This is a genomic window from Agrobacterium sp. SOY23 (genome assembly GCF_027212525.1).
GTDB classification, from domain to species: Bacteria; Pseudomonadota; Alphaproteobacteria; order Rhizobiales; family Rhizobiaceae; genus Agrobacterium; species Agrobacterium tumefaciens_I.
This window is the reverse complement of the sequence record NZ_JAPWDT010000012.1, coordinates 77,399-96,608: the sequence shown is the minus strand read 5'-3', so window position 1 is coordinate 96,608 and position 19,210 is coordinate 77,399. Positions and strand designations below refer to the sequence as shown.

Here is a 19,210-nt window from a genome sequence, read left to right as displayed (position 1 = left end):
TTTCCGTCGTGGAAGCCCTTCTCACATCCTTAAGCAAGACAGAGAATCGCATTTTCACGTATTTCAGTCAAGAGTCTTTGGCATCGTTTTGGTGATCGAATTTCTTTTGCCTATTGATAGGTGAAAAGATGCATATTGAAGTGACGACGCCTTTCGGGCGACGGGCGGTGCCGCTTGCCATGATAAAAAGCCAGCTGGTACTTTCCGAGGCCCCAGCTGGGCATGCTATAGACAAATGGAAAATCTACCGGGATGTGTGTGCTGCCCGCTCCACTTTAGGCCTGCGCGATCGAGCGCTTGCCGTCCTCAGGGCTCTCCTGTCTTTCCATCCCTCGTCGGAGTTGGCCGGTGGCTCGAACTTGATCGTCTTCCCTTCGAATGAACAGCTAGCCGCACGAGCAAACGGAATTGCCGGAACGACTTTGCGAGAAAATCTTGCAATCCTCGTCACCAAGGGCCTGATACACCGTAAGGATAGCCCCAACGGCAAACGTTACGCGCGGAAGAACCATTCCGGAGATATCGAAACTGCCTACGGTTTTGACCTCTCTCCCCTACTCGTCCGTGCGGAAGAATTTGCGCTGACCGCTGCGGAGGTTGCGGCAACTACCCAGAGGATCAAAGCACTTAAAGAGCGGATTACCCTTTGCAGGCGCGATATACGCTTGCTCATTTCTACAGCTATCGATGAAGGCGTGGCCGGCGATTGGGTTGCAGTTCAGAGCCGGTACAATGAAATAGTGAGCACTATAAGTCGCGCAAAAAAACCCGCACTCATCACAATCGTCCTGAACAACCTTGAGCAGCTTCGCACGGATGTGCTTAACAAGCTGAAAGTTCAGGTTATTTCCGAAAAAACCGTCACCAATGCTAGCGAAATCCGTCGCCACATACAGAATACAAAAACTGAATCTTATATTGAATTTGAAGCGCCGCTAGAAAAATCAGAGGATCATTTAACCCCGAACGATGTCAGGCCCATAAAAGCATATCCCTTAGAAATGGTGCTGAAGGCATGCCCGAACATATTGGATTATGGGCCACAGGGATCAATCACAAGCTGGCGGGATCTAACCATTGCCGCTTCGACCGTAGTAGCAGTACTTGGGATAACACCATCGGCCTATCAGACAGCATGTGCGGTGATGGGTATAGAAAACGTAGGGGCTGTGGTGGCCTGTATTCTGCAAAAAGTCGAAACCATAAATTGCCCCGGCGGATATCTTAGAGATCTCACGGCCAAGGCTAAACGCGGCGAATTTTCGCTTGGCCCAATGCTGATGGCCTTGTTGAGGGCAAATGGTTCTCACTACCAAAAGAGGATGGCTCGCCCAAGTGAGGATTTCCATCACGAGGGAAAGGGCGGTTCCCCGCGGGGAACTTTTGTTGCTAACCCGCATGATAGGTTCAACTCACTTGGATGAAACCTACCGGTGAAGCAAAGAAATGCGTACGTCTGTGTGCAGAGGCTGACCTCTTAACTGTGCCGCCGTTGCGTTTGCGGTTGCCATAGTGAGCGGGCTTGCGTACGAATTTTTCAAACCGATCAATATCGATTCCCCGCGGGGAACCTTTCAATTGGTCTACCGAAAATGCGCAGGTCAATAGCGATGTAGCGACAAGCAGAGCTCCGAGCTCAGACAGTTTGCTAAGGACGAAGGCGTGCAGATGTTACAAACCCAATTCCGTACCCCGAGGCCTGTGGCACCATTTTCTGGAACGGGTAGCGGTTCATCAGCTGGATTCGACAAAGGTACCCTGTGTCGAGAAAATCATCGCAAATGCCGAGGAGTTCGCAAGCGAGGTCTATTCAATGCTGGCGCCCCGCACGAAGGGCGCTGCATGAGTAATCGATTCAGCGTCTGGGGGGGAACCTTTGATACAGATTTTAGTTCTGCCTACTCATTGGCGCCGCCGAGTGGCGGCGGGACTGTTGCGAGGAAAATCGCTACACCTATGCTTGGCAAGCCATCCTGCTGCAGAAACATCCCTTTGCCATATAGGATACTCCTTCTGAGATATTCCCATATTCACTAAGGGATATCCAGATGTGACTCCACAGAGCTCGGTACGGAAATCTACACAGCCCGAATAAGTGGAATTATCCGAGCAGTCCAACGTGTATGCCGACGAGATCAAACAGTGGAATGACCAGCTCCTTGAGGGCGCGGCAGGCGTTTTTGGCTATGAGAGACGGCGGAGCGGCAGACCTCTTCTCCACCAGACCGAGGGTGCCATGGAATATTGGAGTCTCCGAACCTCGGTCCGTGGGTGTTCCGTCCCTCCGGCGACGCCACATTCATTGCTTGGCCGGCACACGACGTATAGGGCCTATATTAACGCACTGGCGCCGATGATAGTGTCAGCATAATCAGGCGGAAATCACTTAACAAAACGCCAGAGCTGTTCAGACAAACTTTGCCACCTATCCTGGCACTAGATCTAGGGCCCATCGTCGCTGCACACTCAAGCATATTAATTAGATATCAAGCCAACGGATGATCATGCCATATTCGCACACATTGGTAGGCTACTATTCTCTTACACGGTGTAAACGCTTCACAACACAGCGCATAAAAACCATACAACAATATTGTATGTGAAAGCTGTTGAAACGTACCCTCCTTGCTTATTTTGGTTCATCACAGAAACCGCTACTTCTGCTTGGTCGTGAACCCAGCAAGTTCCAAAATCGGCCGGAAGTCGAGAAATACTTGATCGATTCTTAGGATCAAGTTTGGCAGGATACGCAATTTCGTGGTACGGAAATTGCGGTCTCGACTCGGTCGAGGGGAATTAACATTGGATTGATTGTCGGGACTTCGTTGGTCAGAGTTGCTAAAGGTAAAGCGGCCATCCGAAGGGCAGTTCAGTTCTCGGAAAGACAGTCAAAATCAGGTTCAGCAAAGCGAAACTGGCGGCGGTCAAGATGCGGCTGCTCGCCAGCCATGCTGCATGAATGGGTGAAGAAGACCGAGATCGACAGCGGCAAACGAGCGAGCTTGCCGAGTGATGTGGCCGAGAAGATGAAGGCTTTGGAGCGTAAGAACCACGAGCTTCCTCAAGCCAACGAGATATTGCGCAACGTGTCGGTCTATTTCGCCCGGGCGGATCTCGACCGCCCCTTCAAACGATAATCTCGTTCGTCGACGAACATCGCGGTGCGTTCGGTGTCGAGCCGATCCGCAGGCTTTTGCCGATTGCCCTGTCAACCTACTACGAGAACTTCAAGGTCTATGACGTGCGCAAGGCCTGGCGGCAGTTGCAGCTAGAAGGCTATGACATCGCCCGCTCCACTGTTGCTCGGGTTATGAGGGCAATGGGGCTGCAGGGCAGCGGCATCATTCGCGAATGGGTTGACTGGTTCAACAACTGTCGCCTTCTGGAGCCCATCGGCAGCACACCGCCAGCGGAGGCTGAAGAACGCTACTACGCCATTCTGGACGTAACGGCCTTGACAGCACAACTTAACGAGATGGCTTCTGGCAAACCCGGTGCGGTTCAGATATATAAGCAATGCCGCGATAAACGACCAGTTGCAAGCGTGTTTTATGGCTCAAATACAGCCTCGTCAGACTCGAAGTGCGACTGCGAATCGGCGTCAGGATATATCCTGCGTGAAATGCACTCTGGTGGCCATCTGCGGCGGAAATGGCTGGAAATAAGGAGTTCGGGGGAGGGGAGGGGTAAGACGCGCCGCCAAAGGGGAGAGATCGCAGCCGCAGCTATTCCACCGATCCTCGCCGAAATATACCTGAAGACCGGAAGTATAAGCATTTCCGCTCATCTAGGGCGGCCGACAATGGCAAGGTACGACGAGATGGCTCACTTCCGATCAGGGATACTTATCGATGGTTAGAACGCCAACCGGCAATCATACCATGTGAGGAATGGTAATATTGATATAGAGTTCGTTTAGGAAATCGTTTACCATAAAATCAATGGCTTACGATCTCGCGAAAATCAGCATGACACCCCTGATGCGGCCGGCTTTCGACGCCGGTGTCGCGCTCACCCGTCTCGACGAGCGCATCGCCCGGTCGCCGGTCGGATCAGGCTTCCTCGAACGCCAAAATTTCGCCGATGCCTGCGCCTCGCTGTGGATCGACGGCGAACTTGTGCATCTCGAAGATCTCGTCCTCCATGACGCCACCCGCGATATTCGCACCCCCACCCATGAACTCACCATTTCCCGCGATGTGTTGCGCACCCGCCGGCGCATTGCCGCGCAGTCGTCAGATTGGGCGCTGTCGTCAGAGGGTATCCGAACTTTGCGACAGACCTCGGAAATCACTTCCACCGGCGCGACCGAGGCCGCGGAGCCAACCGGCGTCATACGGCCCGCGGTCGCCGTCGATGCGGAAGGGGAGGGGAAAGAAAACGATGAAGCCGAGGGGCTTCCCGGCGTCGACCTTGCTGCCATCGATGCGACGCTGGCCCGATCGTCGGCCGCGATCGAGGACGCGACACGGCCCGGCCACGCCGGCGGCAGCCGGACATCGGAAAAGGATCCGATGATCTATGATCTCGACTGGGACGAGGATGCCCGGCTCGACGAATGGCGTGGCGCGCTGCGCCAGGCCCAACACTTGCCGGCAGTGCTGCAGGCGATCGTCGCCCTCGATGCCTGGAACGAGATTTCGGTCCTGCAGCACGCGCCCTGGATCGGCCGACTGTTTACCGCCTCCATCCTGCGCCAGGCCGGCATCACGACCGGTGCCCATCTCGCCGCCATCAATGTTGGCCTCAAGACCATCCCCGTCGATCGGCGCCGGCATCGCGATCGGGAAACCCGACTGCTCGCCATCTCGCACGGTTTGCTTGCGGCCGCCGAGATCGGCATGAAGGAACATGACCGGCTGACGTTGGCGAAAACGATGATGGACCGGAAACTGGAGGGACGGCGGACGTCGTCAAAACTACCGGAGCTGGTTGATCTGGTGATGGCAAAGCCATTGGTGTCGGCCGGCGTGATCGCAAACACGCTCGAGGTGACGCCGCAGGCGGCGCGGCGGATTGTTTTGGAACTGGGCCTCAGAGAGATGACGGGGAGGGGGAGGTTTCGGGCGTGGGGAATATTGTAGAGAGCTAAAGAGGCTGACGCTCGCTGACCAGCGGCGAGCTAGTCATCATCGTCGACTATTCTCCAAGTCTCATCTTGTCGCACCCCTTACGCCAATCGTCAAAAGACTTAAAGGGAGCTCTCTCGGTTTTCTGAGACTGATTGACGAAAAGGCTAGTTCCTACGAGGTCGATCTTCGGATAGAGTTGGAGATACTCTTCTTTTTGGAAATCGAGTTCGCCTTGGTCTGGGATGATTGGCAGTATTGCGACATTGCCGTTCACCCCATCGAAATAACCCAATTCCCATGGCATCCACCGCGAGCGTTGCGAACTTTGTGAATAAGCGTAGATGAGCGTCGAGCATTGGCCCATCCGTATTCGCAATTTGCGCGCGGTTTCACCGCTGACATGTTCTCGCTCCAGGTCCCGATCATCGATCCAGTCGATGTAAACCGACTTCCCGGCCTCTTCGAGCAATCGCTTTACGCCGAGAATTAAGCTCGCGTCTTTGATTGAGTGAGATAGGAAAATATCAAACTCGTCACGAAATGCTGTAAGAGCGTTATGAAAGGCAAGAAATAGGCGTGCTGCCTGTTGGTCAACTCCGGTAATTTTTGCACGGACTTGAGCTTCCGTAACATACGTAGGCAATTCAAATTACTCCGCCACGATCATCGGACCAAACTCCGATTAATTTGACCTGAGGATTTGAAGTGCCTTTTTGCCAAGATCAAGTGCTTCATTAATTTTCGTAACGGTAACATCCTGTCCGTGGATCGCTGAGTTTGCGACGGCCCAGAATTCGACGAGCATGCCATACGACGGTGATAGGCTTGGATCAGAGCGAACGACAATGTCCGCCAGTTGGCGTGGTGGCGGCTTCCTGCCGGCTATCTTGAGGTCCCCATTCTTAACTGCTTGGTCTGCCAGAATCCCGATAGCACGGTCGATCCTATTTCGAAGTGACACGAGTTTTTCCAGCTGTGATGCAACCTGCTCATATTCGATCAAGGCGGTCCGGCCTTCAATGAAGCGGACAATCGAGCGAAAAACGTGCCCATAAGCATCCTCTAGAACGAAGGGTTCATCGACAGAGAAAGTGGTAGGCTGACGCTTTCCGCCATCGATCGCAATATTCTCTGCATACAAGTAGGTTCGTCCGCTTGTATCGAGAATGGGATTTAGCCGCCCGCTCAGCCCTTCGATATGACCTGTAGACTGAATGATGATTGAGCCGACATCGCCTCGCTTTTCCAGGCGGACTTCCAGCTGTTCTGGTGTATTCAGGTTCGTCAATATTTTGGGGCAGTAACGGGGGTGCGCGACAAGCACTCGATAAGTCCGCGAGTTCACGACCGGCAGTATCGCTCGTCCTTCGCTGTCACTTACTGCATCGATTGTCGTGCCGTTTTCCGCTATCGCCGAAATCATCGCACCGTCGATGGGACGATTCCCATCGCTGGAAATACGCACACGAATGCTCGTCTGTTCACTGGTCGCGGCCACCTCATGAGGACGTATCAGTTTCAGCACTTGTCGTGCGGCAGCGTCAACGTCGTCCTTAGCAAGGCCGTAAGTTTTCAAATGCTGAAGGTAAGACGGGAGGCGCTCCGTATCTGCATCTTGCAATATAAACGGCATAAGGAGACGTGGTCTGTCATCAGAGGCAGATTGCCGGAGAAACATGCGAACGTCAGTTTCCACTGCACGGTTTCGATCATCGCCCTCGCCAAATAGCAGAACGAAGTGATCGACATTTTCCAATTCATCCGAAACGGATCGAGCCCAGTCCTGTCCCGCAATGACATGATCGGGAATTCTGACGTCAATACCATTGCGGCTCAGCTCTGAAGCGAGCTTCTCCCCGATGGCTCGATGTCCAGATGAGAAGCTTATGAACACCGAGCTTTTCTCGGGATCACGACCAATTCTTCGAGCTGCCCCGACGAATTCATCGCGTGACCCAACGAGGAGATGTGTCTTGCTCAGATTGTGCGCGAGAAGCGCGGCCAGGTTTTCCATCGCGAAATTGATACTTGACTGATCGCCAATTGCATCTTCGACGACAGAGAGCTTTTCACCAAAGCTCCAAAAGGGGACGTATGGAATCGTCGTAGCTGGGATCAGCTTTTCGAGCTTTGCATCCTGGCTGGCCCAACCCGAATAGAACTCTTTCAGTTCGACGACGAATCTTTCTCGCCATTCTTGCGATATTCGATGCTCGACCTGCGCTTCGAACCGCGCCGGAATAGGCAGCGTCAACAACGGAGAACGGTCGAGCGCAATGTCGTTCCTAATCGTTGCCGCGCGTCTTGCTACCCTCGTCGCACCGCCGATGCTCTGCTCGTTTGCTGTAAACAAGAACGCCAGAATGTCAGGTAGCTGCGCTGTCACGATGCCTGAAAAATCGGTCACACCGGTTCTCGAGTCGATGAGGACAAAATCGTAGGTTTCCCTGATTTCATCGAACATCGTTTCGAGCGCGTCTCCTAAGCCTTTCTTGTAAAGCCTGTCCCAGTTGAGTTGTTGCAGTCGGCGAGTATAGCCGTCGTCAGCTAGACCGGATTTGATGAGATCGACACCGGGAAGTTGGCGAACATCAAGGGACAAGACGAGGTCACGCCACAGCAAAGGAACCTGGGCTCTCTTATGAAAATCCAGCAACAGCTCAACAAGGCCGTTTTCTTCGAGAAAGCGATCGTCACGTCTGTAGGGTTTGAAGAAATCTTCGAGGCCTGGGGCTTCCAGATCCCAGTCGACACAAAGGACGCGAAATCCCCATCGACCAAGCAATGCTGCGATATTCGCGAGCGCGAAAGAACGCCCAACCCCGCCTTTATAGGAATAGAATGTGACTACGGTTCCTCTCATCTCATATCCTCGGCAACCGCACTCTTGGGCCCTTTTGAACAATTGGCTCAACGTCTACAAGGGGGAAATCGGGTTCCCACTCAGGCGCTGCTGCGAGACGGGCTTGAATATCCTCTGCGACATCACGAATGGCGTTGTAGAAATCAATGTACGCGATGGCTTCGCGAAAATTTGGCAGCGGGTAGCCAAAGTTGCTGAGGTCCTTCACCTGTATAGCTTGGGCGCGTTCATCGAAATTTTGTCCATCCGAATATTTGATGGGGTAGATGAGGCTTGACTGATTTACGGTGCCAGGACGAGCATACCGCTGCTCACGCGCGAGCATGCTCTCCCATTCTGCAATGCACCAGTGAGAACGAAAATAGGGCGGTGTCCAGACGGCAACCATTATCCTGCTATGCTTAAGAGCCGTCTTGATATTGTCTGGCCAAGCAACACCGACTGGTTGGGCGCGATCTAGAAAAATCCGCGGTTCGTCTGGCAAGAGCGCATCGAGATGGTCGCGCAACAGCGGAAAAAAGTGATTATCCAGCCATGGCTCCACGTACGGCGTGCGCGGATAACTCAAGAAAACGTCCCATTGGTATGCCACTCCCACCCCATCACTTTTTTAACGCAGTAGCGATTGCTTCCACTATCTCCGAGACCATTACGTGCGGCTCGGCGTTGAGCTCCCCGAGCCGCAGTACCGCGGCTTTGGCCTCCGCCGACAAATCGGACATAAACGTATCCGGGGCTGCGGCAACTTCGTCGAATATCTCTTTGGCAGCATAGCCAGATGTACCCATGGCAATCACCATAAGCTTTTCTCTTGCCGCGATCTCGAACTCCTGCTTCATTCCATCAGCGATGATATTGGCGCCGTTCTCGTTTTTGTTGCCAAGAAGGAATATCGCAATTCCTGCCTCACCGATGAGCTCCTCGCGATACCTTTTCCATACGGCTTCCCGATCACCCTCGGCAATCTGCTGCGGAAACGGGCGAACCAGCACAGCGTCGTCAAGTTGGTTGCTGGAGGCCCGATAAACCTGGTCAACGACGCCGCTGAGCAACGCATCCCCAACGCCTATACCAAGGCCGGTCACCACTCGATATCCTTGCTTTACCAATTCCGAGCCTAGAATTCGACCGAACGCGTCGACCTTGGTCCGCCCCCACGGATCAAAAGTATCGGCGCTTCCAGAAACGAACACCGACTTGCTTCGATAGAGTCGGTGAAGCAATTGAAGGGCCTCATCAATCTCCGCGTACTCGTCGACCAATACGGCTTCAATGTTGAAGCGAAGAAGGTCCGCGATTACCAGTTCCTGCCGGACAACGGCATTTTTAAAGGCCTCGTCCGTCTCCCCTGGTAATTTTGTGCGCTTTTTGAAAAAGCAGTAGTGCTTCCGCTGACTGTCCTCGAGGTTGAGACGAACTCTGCTCAGTATATAATCGAGGTTTGGATCGGTAAAACTGAACCCAAGGAACAGGAACGTTTGCGAAACAAGATCACCTGACAGGGCGGTCACAAAGGCTGCGCGTTTTAGATGATAGCGCTCGTAGTCATCTTTTGCCAGGACGGCATCCTGAGGATTTGAGACATCACCATGCATTTTATAAACGACCGCATCCCGCCCCCGTCGCGTCAGGGCAAGATGGGCCTCTGTATATTTTACGTCGGGTGTCTTACCCTGCGCTGAAAGGGATTTTTCGATCAAGTCATCGTAGTTTGTCGTCCAATAAGTCGCGATCGGCAGTCGGGCGAGGGTGTTATGATTAACAGTCGGGTCTTTCGGAACACCAAACCGTTCAATGAGAAGCTGGTTTTGCTGCCCCTTGTTTCCGTGATGCTTATTGCGGTGGAACTGTGCGAGAGCAACAAAATCGGTTTCAATATCGGCATCTAGGTCGAGCTCTTCCGCGATCGGGCGAAGGAGCTCTCGCCAATCTACGAAACCGGCCGGAGCCGATAGACCCGCTCCTGCGAACACCGCAGCGTTACCCTCCACAATTTCCTTCAGGTAACGTTCGACGAACTGCTTGACCTTAAGTTTCATAACGTTTTTCTTTTCCAAGAAAACCACAGCGTGTATTGACGTCTGCAAGGCGGCCGTCCCGGACCGTCGCGCTTCCTCAATTCTCTATCAGATTCATTGCGAGCGGCGGAACTAAAACTTCCTTACGGGATATAGTCCTGCGCAACTTCCTATTGGGCCTGCTATTGCGAGGCAACGATGCTTGGTGACGGGCGTTAGAGCCCCGCTGCTGACGCTGCCATGTCGATCCAACTCCCGATGTTTTTGAACCCGTTCTGACTCCAGTCATACTCGCGTGTCATCTCCGACAGGCGTACGGGCGCTCCCCTGTTTGGAGCGGAGTGGAAATATTGGGGAAGATTCACTGGCTGGGTGTAATCTGGATACCATCGCCAGCTCCAGGTGCCGTTGTGATTAAACCGCTCACACAGGTAGTATTGCCCGCTCTCGGCTGCGGCAATTCCTAAGTACCGGCAGGGATTATCGCCCCTGTCGTCGGGGAGTCTTCGCTCATGGTGATTGATGCTGTTGATGTGGACTGCGAGAAGACCTTTCCCATCCACCACACTGCGGGCTATCTCGTAGCGTACCCAGCGCCGATGCCATGTTTGCGACCCCACCAATACGCAAACCGCTGACGTATTCTTCACGCCGTCGCGGATGAGGCGCTTCAACGAGTCATCGCCGTCCAGCTTACGTGATTCCCACAAGCTGGCGTCATAGTAACCCTCGATATTGCGGCCAGCATCACCTGAGGATCGAGCGAACTCGCCCGAATTCCGCACGTTGTTGACCCTCATAATATCTTTGTAGTGGAAAGAGAAAAAGACGCGCCTCTTCTTCTGTTGTTGGTAGCCGCCGAGCCCAAACGTCACACTCTGTGGTCCTCCGCTGAATTCCTACGGGTGCTTAATCAATCAATCAGGTGCCTGAGCTAGGTACTTTTGGCGTCGCAAGCGGCATAGCATGGCTGATCTGTGCAACCATGCGTGTATAACGTGCCGCCGTGCTTGATAGCAATATTGGTCGATGCACATATTGAGGAAGTAGAATCGCGGAACTTTCAATGTCTTTGCAAACAATCTTCATTAGTCACGCCAAACCTGAAGACAATGATTTCGTCAGATGGCTCAGCGCTCGCCTGACGGGCGCGGGCTACAAGGTCTGGGCAGAGCTGATTGATTCTGCGGGTGGGAGCCCTTTCTGGGCAGACATAGAGGTGGCGATAAGGGAGCATAGCGTAAAATTCATCAGCGTGGTCTCAAAGGCAAGCGTTGCATCAGACAGAAGGGGTTTCCGCAATGAGCTTTCCATCGCCGACTCACGCGGCAGAACCCTCAAGGATAGCCGTTTCATTATCCCGATAAGGCTGGATGACGTTACTCTAGACGAATTTCCAGCTCAGCTTCACCAACTCCATCACATCGACTTTTCAAGCAATTGGGGAGAAGGCTACCTAGATCTGATACGCTCGCTTGAAAAGATGGGCGTCACGAAGGATGCGTCTGCTGACAGCACCCTTTTCGAAGACTGGCGGAGGATATCAGAATCCGCATCAAACCTCGTTGAGGTGGCAAGCGAGCCCGCCCTTACCAACCTCGTACAGATCGTCAAACTGCCTAGGACTGTGAATGTCTTTTCGTTTCAGGGAGACCAAGACAAGTTTTCGGCTGCTCTCAGAAAGACTGACGTGCCCTGCACCCAGTTCTATAGGCTCGTCATCACCTTCTCCGACATCGTTTCTCTTCAGGAAAGATTGCCAGAACACTTTAGGCTGAGCGAACATTCGTCCTATGGGTTCGAGGAATTCATCGACGGAACGGACAAGGGAGCAACGCGACCTAAAAAGGCAGATGCGAGAAACATGGCAACGGCCATGCTCCGCGCGAACATCGAACGGCACTTGTCCTCGCGCGGTTTGCGAGAGTTCTCCGGCAAACAAGCTGCTTACTTTTTTCCAAAGGATTTGCTGCCGAGCAACAAGGTTTTCTATCAACTTGCCCAAGGAAAGCGCACTTGGAAAGCGGTGGTTGGACGAAGTGAAAAGATGGGCGTCTTCTGGCATCTGGCCATGAAGGTGAATGTGACGATCGGTGAAGACCCCCTGGTTCGTTTCAAACCTTATATCTGTTGGTCTGAAGACGGGCTCACGCCGATCACCGATCCCAAGCGAACTTCTGCAATGAGGAAGCGCTTTTGTAAAAACTGGTGGAACCCGCAATGGAGAGGGCTTCAGGAGGCATTCACAGCATTTCTCGCCGACGATAAACCCACGATCGAGATTGAGCTTGGAGCTGTGGAAGCATTCTCGCTTGATCGTGTTCTCTTCTCCATCGATCTGGCGCGTCGGATGCCGACCGATCTTCTTCTCTATGACGAGCCCGACCCGCCGCAGGAAGAGCCCGATGATGATGTCGAAGACCTTGATGCGGACAGCCTGAACGGAGAGGGCGACGAAGAATGAAATGGGAAGTCGTGCACATCGAAGAACCCAATCTAGCGTTTGGGCATGGGCAAAGGACTCAACATCCCAAAGATGGTCTGTTTCTTTACGGTCCACCCGCGTCGAACCGCAACCCAGCACGAATGGACGTCGGGGTTATTGGAACACCCGCAGGAATCGAACTTTTCAAGGGATGGGTGCGGTCGATCAGAAGCAATATCGGCGCACCGGAGGCGGGAAGACCAGAAAACAAAATGATGTGGCCAGGTTTTCAGGCCACGTTCGGAATCGACTGGCCAGAACAACCGTTCGTGACCTGCACGATTGCGGCGGAGGTGCTCCTTAACCGCATTCGATCGAGCGACCGCAGTGAGGGTATCCATTCAGCGGTGAGTGTGTACGAGGACGCTCTGCGGCGTCATTTGCTGCAGGAGGAGGAACGCCCAGCGCTTTGGTTCGTCATCGTGCCGGAAATCGTTTTCAAATACGGCCGACCACAATCTAAAGTCCCAAAAAGCGAGCAAGTCCAGTCTCGTGCGATTGGAAAGCGCCAAGCAAACAGAATGCTCACTGGCGGTTGGCTGTTTGAAGAAGACCTTAAAGACACGGAGATCTATAAGTATGAGGAGAACTTTCACAATCAGTTGAAGGCAAGGCTGCTCGATACGAGACAAATCCTCCAAGTCGTTCGCGAAACGACCTTAGCGGGAGGGGATCTCGGCGATACAAAGCGGCGGCTTCAGGATCCTGCGTCGGTGGCTTGGAATCTCTCGACCACCTCGTTCTACAAAGCTGGTGGCACGCCGTGGAAGGTCGCCGATGTTCGAGAAGGCGTTTGCTACATTGGCCTGGTGTTCAAGAAAATGAACATTCCGGGGCGGACTGAAAACGCCTGCTGTGGCGCCCAGATGTTCTTGAACACCGGAGAAGGAGTTGTGTTTAAGGGTGCGGTCGGTCCTTGGTTTTCCGAGGCTGATAATTCGTTTCACCTCGGCAGCGCGAAAGCCTTTGACCTCATGAAGATGATAGTGGGCGCTTATACCGAAATGCATGGCAAGGCACCGTTGGAACTGTTTATCCACGGCAAGACTTGGTTTGATGATGATGAGTGGTCTGGTTTTAGCCAAGCCGTTCCCGAGGGAACACGTCTTACTGGTATAAGAATTCGACGACAAACCGAGATAAAGCTTTTTCGATTCGGAAAAAATCCGGTTCTTCGTGGCACTGCTATTATTACTAGCAACCGAAGCGCTTACCTTTGGACGACAGGCTTTGTCCCGAGATTGAATACGTATCCGGGACGGGAGGTCCCAAATCCGCTTACGGTAGACATTGTCAAAGGTGATGCCGAAATCCGAACTGTTCTGGCGGACTTGATGTCTTTGACCAAGCTAAATTTCAATAGCGCCACATTCGGCGATGGGCTGCCAGTTACGCTGCGCTTTGCCGATCTCGTAGGCGAGATTCTAACGGCCGCGCCTTTGGAGGACACGCCGCCTTTACCCTTCAAAGCCTACATCTAGGTTTCTGAAGGAGGTTGTAGGACTATCGGTCTGAGTGCTACAATCACTCTACCTTAATCCAATCTTCCAGGGCAAAGCCGATCCATTGCCTCAGATGGATATCTCCTAGGCCGTCCAGAATGCTCATCGGAAGCTTTTTGCCCGTTGGTGGACCGAGAAGACACCAAGCTTGATGGCCTTCCGGCAAGAACGACAGAGCTGATTTCGCCCGATGAGGGTCTCGCATATGGAGTGCAACAGCACCAACCAGCGCCAATGATCTGCGTGACGGCCGACTGGATAAGACCGCAAGCGCATGTGCTGCTTCCTCTACCGGCAGATGAGAAGAGATCAGTCGTGTCAAACCAGGAGCAAACGCGACATGGGCTTCGGCGATCGCTTCCGCTGTCAAACCTTCGAGGATCTCCGGTTTGAGGGAAGGGGCGAATGCCAGTGCATCGATTGCGTCGAGCCTGATGATGCCGAGTTTTTGATCGTGAACGGTGTCCCACAGACGCACATGTACTTCGTGCGAGAACTTCGCAGCCGCGACCTTCAAGCAAAGCCTCGACAATTCACGGTCTTTCGACGTGCTGGCAATTTCGAGAAGGTGGTCAGCCAGATCAACGGGCAAATTCTGGTAGGATGCGAGCGCGCTAACAGCTCCGCGAGCAATTGGATAGGAAGCTGGATCATCGTGGTGCGGCTCTGCGTCAGACCACGTGTCCCGTGCCATACGCACGAGGGCTGGTAGGTATGCGGTGTGCACGCGGGATTTGAGCGCTTTTACCAGAGATTTCTTAACCCGGCTGCCTCTATCAATTGCCGTCGCCAGAATCTCGGGCGGCAAGGGATCCGGTAACGTGGCGAGAAAATATTCAAGTGCGATGCCGCGCGCATCGGCGCGTGTGTGCGAAAGACATCCTCGCAACAAGAGATCGTCTCGCCGTTCGGCTGCGAAAGCAGCAGCTCGCGCCGCAACCTTATGGTCGGCTGTTCCCAGCAACCATCGCCTCATCATCTCTGCAACCTGTCCCCCGCTTGCTGAAATGATAGGTACAATTCGATCAAGGAGGGGAGGCAAGGCTTCTTTAGCGGCCGCTTCAAGAAGCGACCTTGCTGACGGCCCAACTATTCCCGCCGGCTGATCTGGGGAGCGTAATGCATTCAAAATGTCTCGCTCCTCGCCGTTCAGGATCAAGGAAGCCGATTCCAACCGCAGACTTGTATCGTCATAGTGTTGGCATCCGTCCCGGAGCGCGACTACCAGTTTTATTTGGGATACAGCTGACTGACGGGCGGAAGCGAGACATTGTTCCGCCGTGGCGGCCGACGCCTTGGGCAAACACTGTGAAACCGCTGCACGTATTCTGTCGTCATTGGTCTGAAGGAACCGCTCCACCAAGAGTGGCTCAAATTGGTGGGACCAATGAGTGCGCGACATCTCCCAAGCGTCTTCCTCGTCACCTGTCTCCTTTGCACGCTGCAGGACAGCAAGCATTTCGGCGGCCCCTGATTTTGAATCGTTGCGAACCTGCCTGATCCACTGTCCCAGCAACTCTTGAACTCTGGTATGAGAGGCGAGATCGAACCACGCGCCGGTCAAGCGCTTAGCGGCGATATAGTACTCGACTATAGTTGAGGCGCCGTACCCATCGTCTTCATGAGCGCTGGAGAGATAGTCTTCATACGCTGCGTCAAGTTCGCCATCCTCGATCTGGCGCCATTGCTCACCCTGATCTGTATATCCATCCTCGATCGACCGGAGCTCATCGAGTGCTTCCACGAGCAAAGGCTCGTAAGCGGTCAGATCACGAACTGCACCGCCCACGACTGTCTTGACGACATCTGAATACCCGCTGCGGACGAGACTAAATGCCGTGGCGATGAATGCAGCCGTGGTGTCGGTAGTAAATCTGTCGAGCTTTTCGGCGAAGTCTCGCCCGAAAGATGCGTGGTGATCCTGAACGAGCTGCTCTCGAATAAAGCGGTCCACAACAATGGGCGTCCTAGCATCCCCTGCGATCCATTCGTACCAGGCATCTTCGAAGACCGGCGCCTCCCATTTGGTGTTGAACCAATTGCCACCCCGCCGGAACCCGTGGTGGAACCAACGGCCGAGCTCGCAGAGAGGCGACTTTTTGCTACCGACCTCGGCCGCCAGGCGCAACAATGCGACAAAGTCAGTGGACCTGTCGCATAGGGCCTCTTCAAGCCAAGCATCAATCCGGTCGCGGCTTTGATCGTCGAAAGGAACCTGATACTTACTGCCATGAAGCGAAATCGCGAGTGCTTGTGCAGTACTTACGATCCGTGCGGCCGTCTCGATAGCCCATTCCGAGTAATTCCCCTTGACGTTTAAAAGAGAGTCTACCGTCGCAGCAAGGGCGTTCTCCGACTGGCTCCAGTCTTCCGCCAGAAACGCCTCGAAACCAGCCCGCACCCCTGGATGAGCGAATGATACGATCCGACCTGGCTGCCTCAAATGCCGTGTTGCTTCAAGACGATCGACCAACTTTTCGAGGCCTGAGCCGATATCAGCATTGATACCGCGCAATTCGCGCTGGAAGGCCGTTAATTGATTGCGGTCGAACTGGCCTTTGGCAGTCAGCAATGCCCAGATGGGCGCGGATGTCCCACACGTGTCGTATTGCCGGAGGTAGTCTGAAACGACATCTTCCACCGCTTCTCGATGTGCCATTTCGCGCAACCGTTGGAAAAACGCGCGCGGAACCTCTTTTTCCTCTGGACCATCGGCAAGGTTCGTGAAGAAGAGGTCGATTTCCATCGGGGTTGTTAGGACATCGAGCGCATCCTTGCGAAATGATAATGCGAGCGTCTGGAGGGATGGGGCGAGAAGCTCTAAGCGCTTGTCGTAAATTAAGCCCAACTCTCCCGACAAATAATCTTCCGAGCCGAGCTCAATCGACCACCTTGTCAGCTTGCTTGTTGCATGCGCTTCGCGAAGCATATCACTGCGTGAAGTCACGATATATCGATGCTCAGGACGGGCCGCCGCCAGAAGCTTGGGAAGCTGTGACGTCCAAGCATCTGCACCTGCTCGTAAGGTCACCTGACCCCATGGATCTTCAATGTAGAAAAGAGTCGGCCCTGTATCGGTTAGGCGCCTGGTGGCTGCCGGATCATCAGAGGCGCTCACAGCGACGATTTGTGTACCGCCGTCTTGTTCTCGAACCTTCTCGCAAAGCGCGAGCGCGGCAATCGTTTTTCCAGATCCGGATGGTCCTTTGATTACGACAGCGTTGCGCTCCTTCAGCATCCTAAGCATGTCGTCGAAATTGGCGGGAGCGACAAACGACGCTAGCTGAGGAGCACTGGCAAGATAACCACCGTGAGCGCGAACGGTGGCATGGAGGTCGTCATAGCTCCAGATTCCCTGATACGCGCCGAGCATTCTTCTTCGAGCGTTCGACCTGAGCTCTTCCTTGCATTTGGCAAGATTTATTTGCGGTACCCGAAGGATATCTCGCAGTAACGTCTCGATCTCAAACTTCAGCAATTGCGGGCTAAGGTCGGAAAGCACCGCGACGCGGCCCTCAGGCTTTTTTGACAGGGTGGCCCGCAAAGAAGACGGAAATTTACTGCGATCAGTCTCCTCCTCGAACGCGGAAACGCGAAGATCAATCAATTTCCCCTTCACGCCGCAGCTCGTTACCAAGAGATAATGAGCGTCAGTGTTCTCAAGCCGCTGATATGCAGGTGTCCTCTTCGTACCGTGTTTCAGCAGCGCATCGAAGTCTTCGAGCGACCAAGGCTCGCCCGAAACAAGTTTGACCTGAATAATAAGCCGGTAGCCGGCTGCGACAGTGGCGGTTGGCGTCAGCCGACCTGGTACATGCTTTCCAATATCTGCACCGAGATCCTCCTCGTCGGCAGGTTCGAGGACGATCTGAGATGTAGATTTATTGATAAGGAGGAGACGTAAGGCTGCCAGAACAGAGACGTCAAGTTGGTACTCGAAGCCAGCAAGTGCGGCTGCCGCACCTGCAGATGGCGCTGCACCAGTCATTTCACTCATTTCCACCGACACCCTTCAGAAAATTCCTGATCCTGATTAGAGGTCGCACAATCGGCTGAGGACGTAAATTCTCATTCGCGAGCAGGAGAAAATTTGGTAAAATTGGTATTCAAAGTGATGCTGCGGGTCATCGCAGGATTGGTAGCCCAAAAAATACATAAGCCACTGTAGTTAAAGCGATAAGCGTCGCAGTTAACAGTGGCGCCAAGTTCGAATCCGCTCAAGGCGTAGGCGAGGACATGTCCTGTCATTCGATCAACGCATATTCTGGATAGAGGACCTAAAAGTATCATTCTCTTCGCGATACGGGTTGAGGTCCATCAAACGGGCAAGGCAACGCACGAGTTGTGATGCGGCATTGGCCGCAAAATCGAGGACCGCCTCGTTTTTCTCGCAAGTCATCAGGTTGAGGTAATAGTCCAGCAGAATGCCGCAGAGCGTGACCGGCTTTCCGAGCGCCAGATCGAGCTGGCCGGACAATCGTGGCTTGCGGCGGAACGCCATTCCGGGAATTGTCGTGATGCGCTCCTGCGTCTCTTCGGCAAATACTTGTAACGTCTTATCGTTCTGCCACACGGGCAGGCTCTTGATCAGTTTGAGGAAGTGTTCCTCGAGCCGGATAATATCCGGTGCGTCCCCCGGCGGTGCCGCGGCCCTTGCTAAATGAAACGCCTGACGCCTTTCCCGACGCATCGTCGCGACGTGGCCGAGTTCCTCGCGCGCCATCCTTTCCGCCGCTTTTTGCACTTCGGGCGCGGGCGCCTGCGCGGCAACATAGCTCCAGAAAACAAAAGCCTTTTCTTCGTTTCTGACCGCGGTTGAGAAGGCGCGATAGGCATCCAGTGTTTCCGGTGGCACCAGATCGGCGTCTTCGGCATCGAACATAGGAGACATATCCGGTGGGGCGATGGCAGCCGCCTTAACGGAAGTCAGGGTTTCGGCAGCCCATGCTTCAACCTGGTGCAAATGCGATGTCTCCTCGGCGATCAGCCTTTCAAAGACGGCTGCCAGCGCCGGCTGGTTTTCATCCAGCATCCGCTGTCTAAGAGCCAGATAGCCATCGATTGCTTCCTGCTCCATGCGGGCTGCGGTCTCCAGCACGGCTTGCATGGTTGTGAGAACAGGCGGTTCGGCATTCAGTTTCGGCATGGGGCTCTCTTCGATTTCCGGCCCTAGCCTGCCACATCAAACCACGGCGTATTTGTCCTGGATCAATGAGGCTTCCGGAGGCGCGATTATTTTGCCCTTGCTCCCCTGAGCCGGACCGATGCGA

General features: G+C 53.9%; 11 protein-coding genes, 1 pseudogene and 1 other annotated feature. Of the genes and pseudogenes, 5 read left to right on the top strand and 7 right to left on the bottom strand.

The features are described 5' to 3' along the window. Positions 1-128 precede the first annotated feature (128 nt). From repC to O3S81_RS25060, 3 genes and pseudogenes are all read left to right on the top strand, one after another. A complete protein-coding gene (repC, locus tag O3S81_RS25070; RefSeq protein WP_269347536.1) occupies positions 129-1,424 on the top strand; it encodes a plasmid replication protein RepC in 1,296 nt (431 codons plus the stop codon). 1,500 nt (positions 1,425-2,924) lie between these two features. Next, positions 2,925-3,334: pseudogene (locus O3S81_RS26675) on the top strand (IS3 family transposase); the annotation flags it as partial. Further along, positions 3,092-3,208, top strand: a sequence feature (AL1L pseudoknot). It overlaps the preceding pseudogene by 117 nt. A gap of 607 nt (positions 3,335-3,941) precedes the next feature. Beyond that, complete coding sequence (locus O3S81_RS25060; RefSeq protein ID WP_269347535.1) at positions 3,942-5,084, top strand: RHE_PE00001 family protein; 1,143 nt, start codon at positions 3,942-3,944, stop codon at positions 5,082-5,084. A gap of 55 nt (positions 5,085-5,139) precedes the next feature. On the opposite strand, the gene O3S81_RS25055 is transcribed toward O3S81_RS25060, so the two are convergent. From O3S81_RS25055 to O3S81_RS25035, 5 genes are all read right to left on the bottom strand, one after another. Next, on the bottom strand, positions 5,140-5,715 hold the full coding sequence (locus O3S81_RS25055) for a toll/interleukin-1 receptor domain-containing protein (RefSeq protein ID WP_269347534.1): 576 nt from the start codon (positions 5,713-5,715) through the stop codon (positions 5,140-5,142). Positions 5,716-5,754: 39 nt separating this feature from the next. Continuing rightward, positions 5,755-7,935 carry a KGGVGR-motif variant AAA ATPase gene (locus O3S81_RS25050; protein ID WP_269347533.1) on the bottom strand — a complete coding sequence of 727 codons (2,181 nt, stop codon included), beginning with the start codon at positions 7,933-7,935 and terminating at the stop codon, positions 5,755-5,757. Between the two features lies 1 nt (position 7,936). Further along, positions 7,937-8,503, bottom strand: coding sequence for a toll/interleukin-1 receptor domain-containing protein (locus tag O3S81_RS25045; protein WP_269347532.1), 567 nt, complete (start codon positions 8,501-8,503; stop codon positions 7,937-7,939). 34 nt (positions 8,504-8,537) lie between these two features. Further along, positions 8,538-9,974, bottom strand: coding sequence for an SIR2 family protein (locus tag O3S81_RS25040; protein ID WP_269347530.1), 1,437 nt, complete (start codon positions 9,972-9,974; stop codon positions 8,538-8,540). A 194-nt stretch (positions 9,975-10,168) separates the two neighbouring features. Beyond that, complete coding sequence (locus tag O3S81_RS25035; protein ID WP_269347529.1) at positions 10,169-10,828, bottom strand: TIR domain-containing protein; 660 nt, start codon at positions 10,826-10,828, stop codon at positions 10,169-10,171. A 191-nt stretch (positions 10,829-11,019) separates the two neighbouring features. Between O3S81_RS25035 and O3S81_RS25030 the strand changes: the two genes are divergently transcribed. After that, on the top strand, positions 11,020-12,417 hold the full coding sequence (locus O3S81_RS25030; RefSeq protein WP_269347528.1) for a toll/interleukin-1 receptor domain-containing protein: 1,398 nt from the start codon (positions 11,020-11,022) through the stop codon (positions 12,415-12,417). Beyond that, positions 12,414-13,919: an argonaute/piwi family protein gene (locus O3S81_RS25025; RefSeq protein WP_269347527.1), complete on the top strand. Its 1,506-nt coding sequence runs from the start codon at positions 12,414-12,416 to the stop codon at positions 13,917-13,919. The genes O3S81_RS25030 and O3S81_RS25025 overlap by 4 nt, the downstream gene beginning before the upstream one ends. 43 nt (positions 13,920-13,962) lie before the next feature. Here the strand turns inward: O3S81_RS25025 and O3S81_RS25020 are convergent, their stop codons facing one another. Both O3S81_RS25020 and O3S81_RS25015 read right to left on the bottom strand, forming a co-directional pair. Beyond that, the gene (locus O3S81_RS25020) at positions 13,963-17,937 is read right to left on the bottom strand and encodes a hypothetical protein (protein WP_269347526.1); all 3,975 of its coding nucleotides are present in this window, start codon (positions 17,935-17,937) and stop codon (positions 13,963-13,965) included. A 255-nt stretch (positions 17,938-18,192) separates the two neighbouring features. Beyond that, a complete protein-coding gene (locus tag O3S81_RS25015) occupies positions 18,193-19,086 on the bottom strand; it encodes a ferritin-like domain-containing protein (RefSeq protein WP_269347525.1) in 894 nt (297 codons plus the stop codon). Between the last annotated feature and the right edge of the window lie 124 nt (positions 19,087-19,210).

Bases quoted from the DNA above. Each gene is read 5' to 3' on its own strand.
- repC (WP_269347536.1), top strand. From the start codon at position 129: ATGCATATTGAAGTGACGACGCCTTTCGGGCGACGGGCGGTGCCGCTT.
- O3S81_RS25060 (WP_269347535.1), top strand. From the start codon at position 3,942: ATGGCTTACGATCTCGCGAAAATCAGCATGACACCCCTGATGCGGCCG.
- O3S81_RS25050 (WP_269347533.1), bottom strand. From the start codon at position 7,935: ATGAGAGGAACCGTAGTCACATTCTATTCCTATAAAGGCGGGGTTGGG.
- O3S81_RS25040 (WP_269347530.1), bottom strand. From the start codon at position 9,974: ATGAAACTTAAGGTCAAGCAGTTCGTCGAACGTTACCTGAAGGAAATT.
- O3S81_RS25030 (WP_269347528.1), top strand. From the start codon at position 11,020: ATGTCTTTGCAAACAATCTTCATTAGTCACGCCAAACCTGAAGACAAT.
- O3S81_RS25025 (WP_269347527.1), top strand. From the start codon at position 12,414: ATGAAATGGGAAGTCGTGCACATCGAAGAACCCAATCTAGCGTTTGGG.
- O3S81_RS25020 (WP_269347526.1), bottom strand. From the start codon at position 17,937: ATGAGTGAAATGACTGGTGCAGCGCCATCTGCAGGTGCGGCAGCCGCA.
- O3S81_RS25015 (WP_269347525.1), bottom strand. From the start codon at position 19,086: ATGCCGAAACTGAATGCCGAACCGCCTGTTCTCACAACCATGCAAGCC.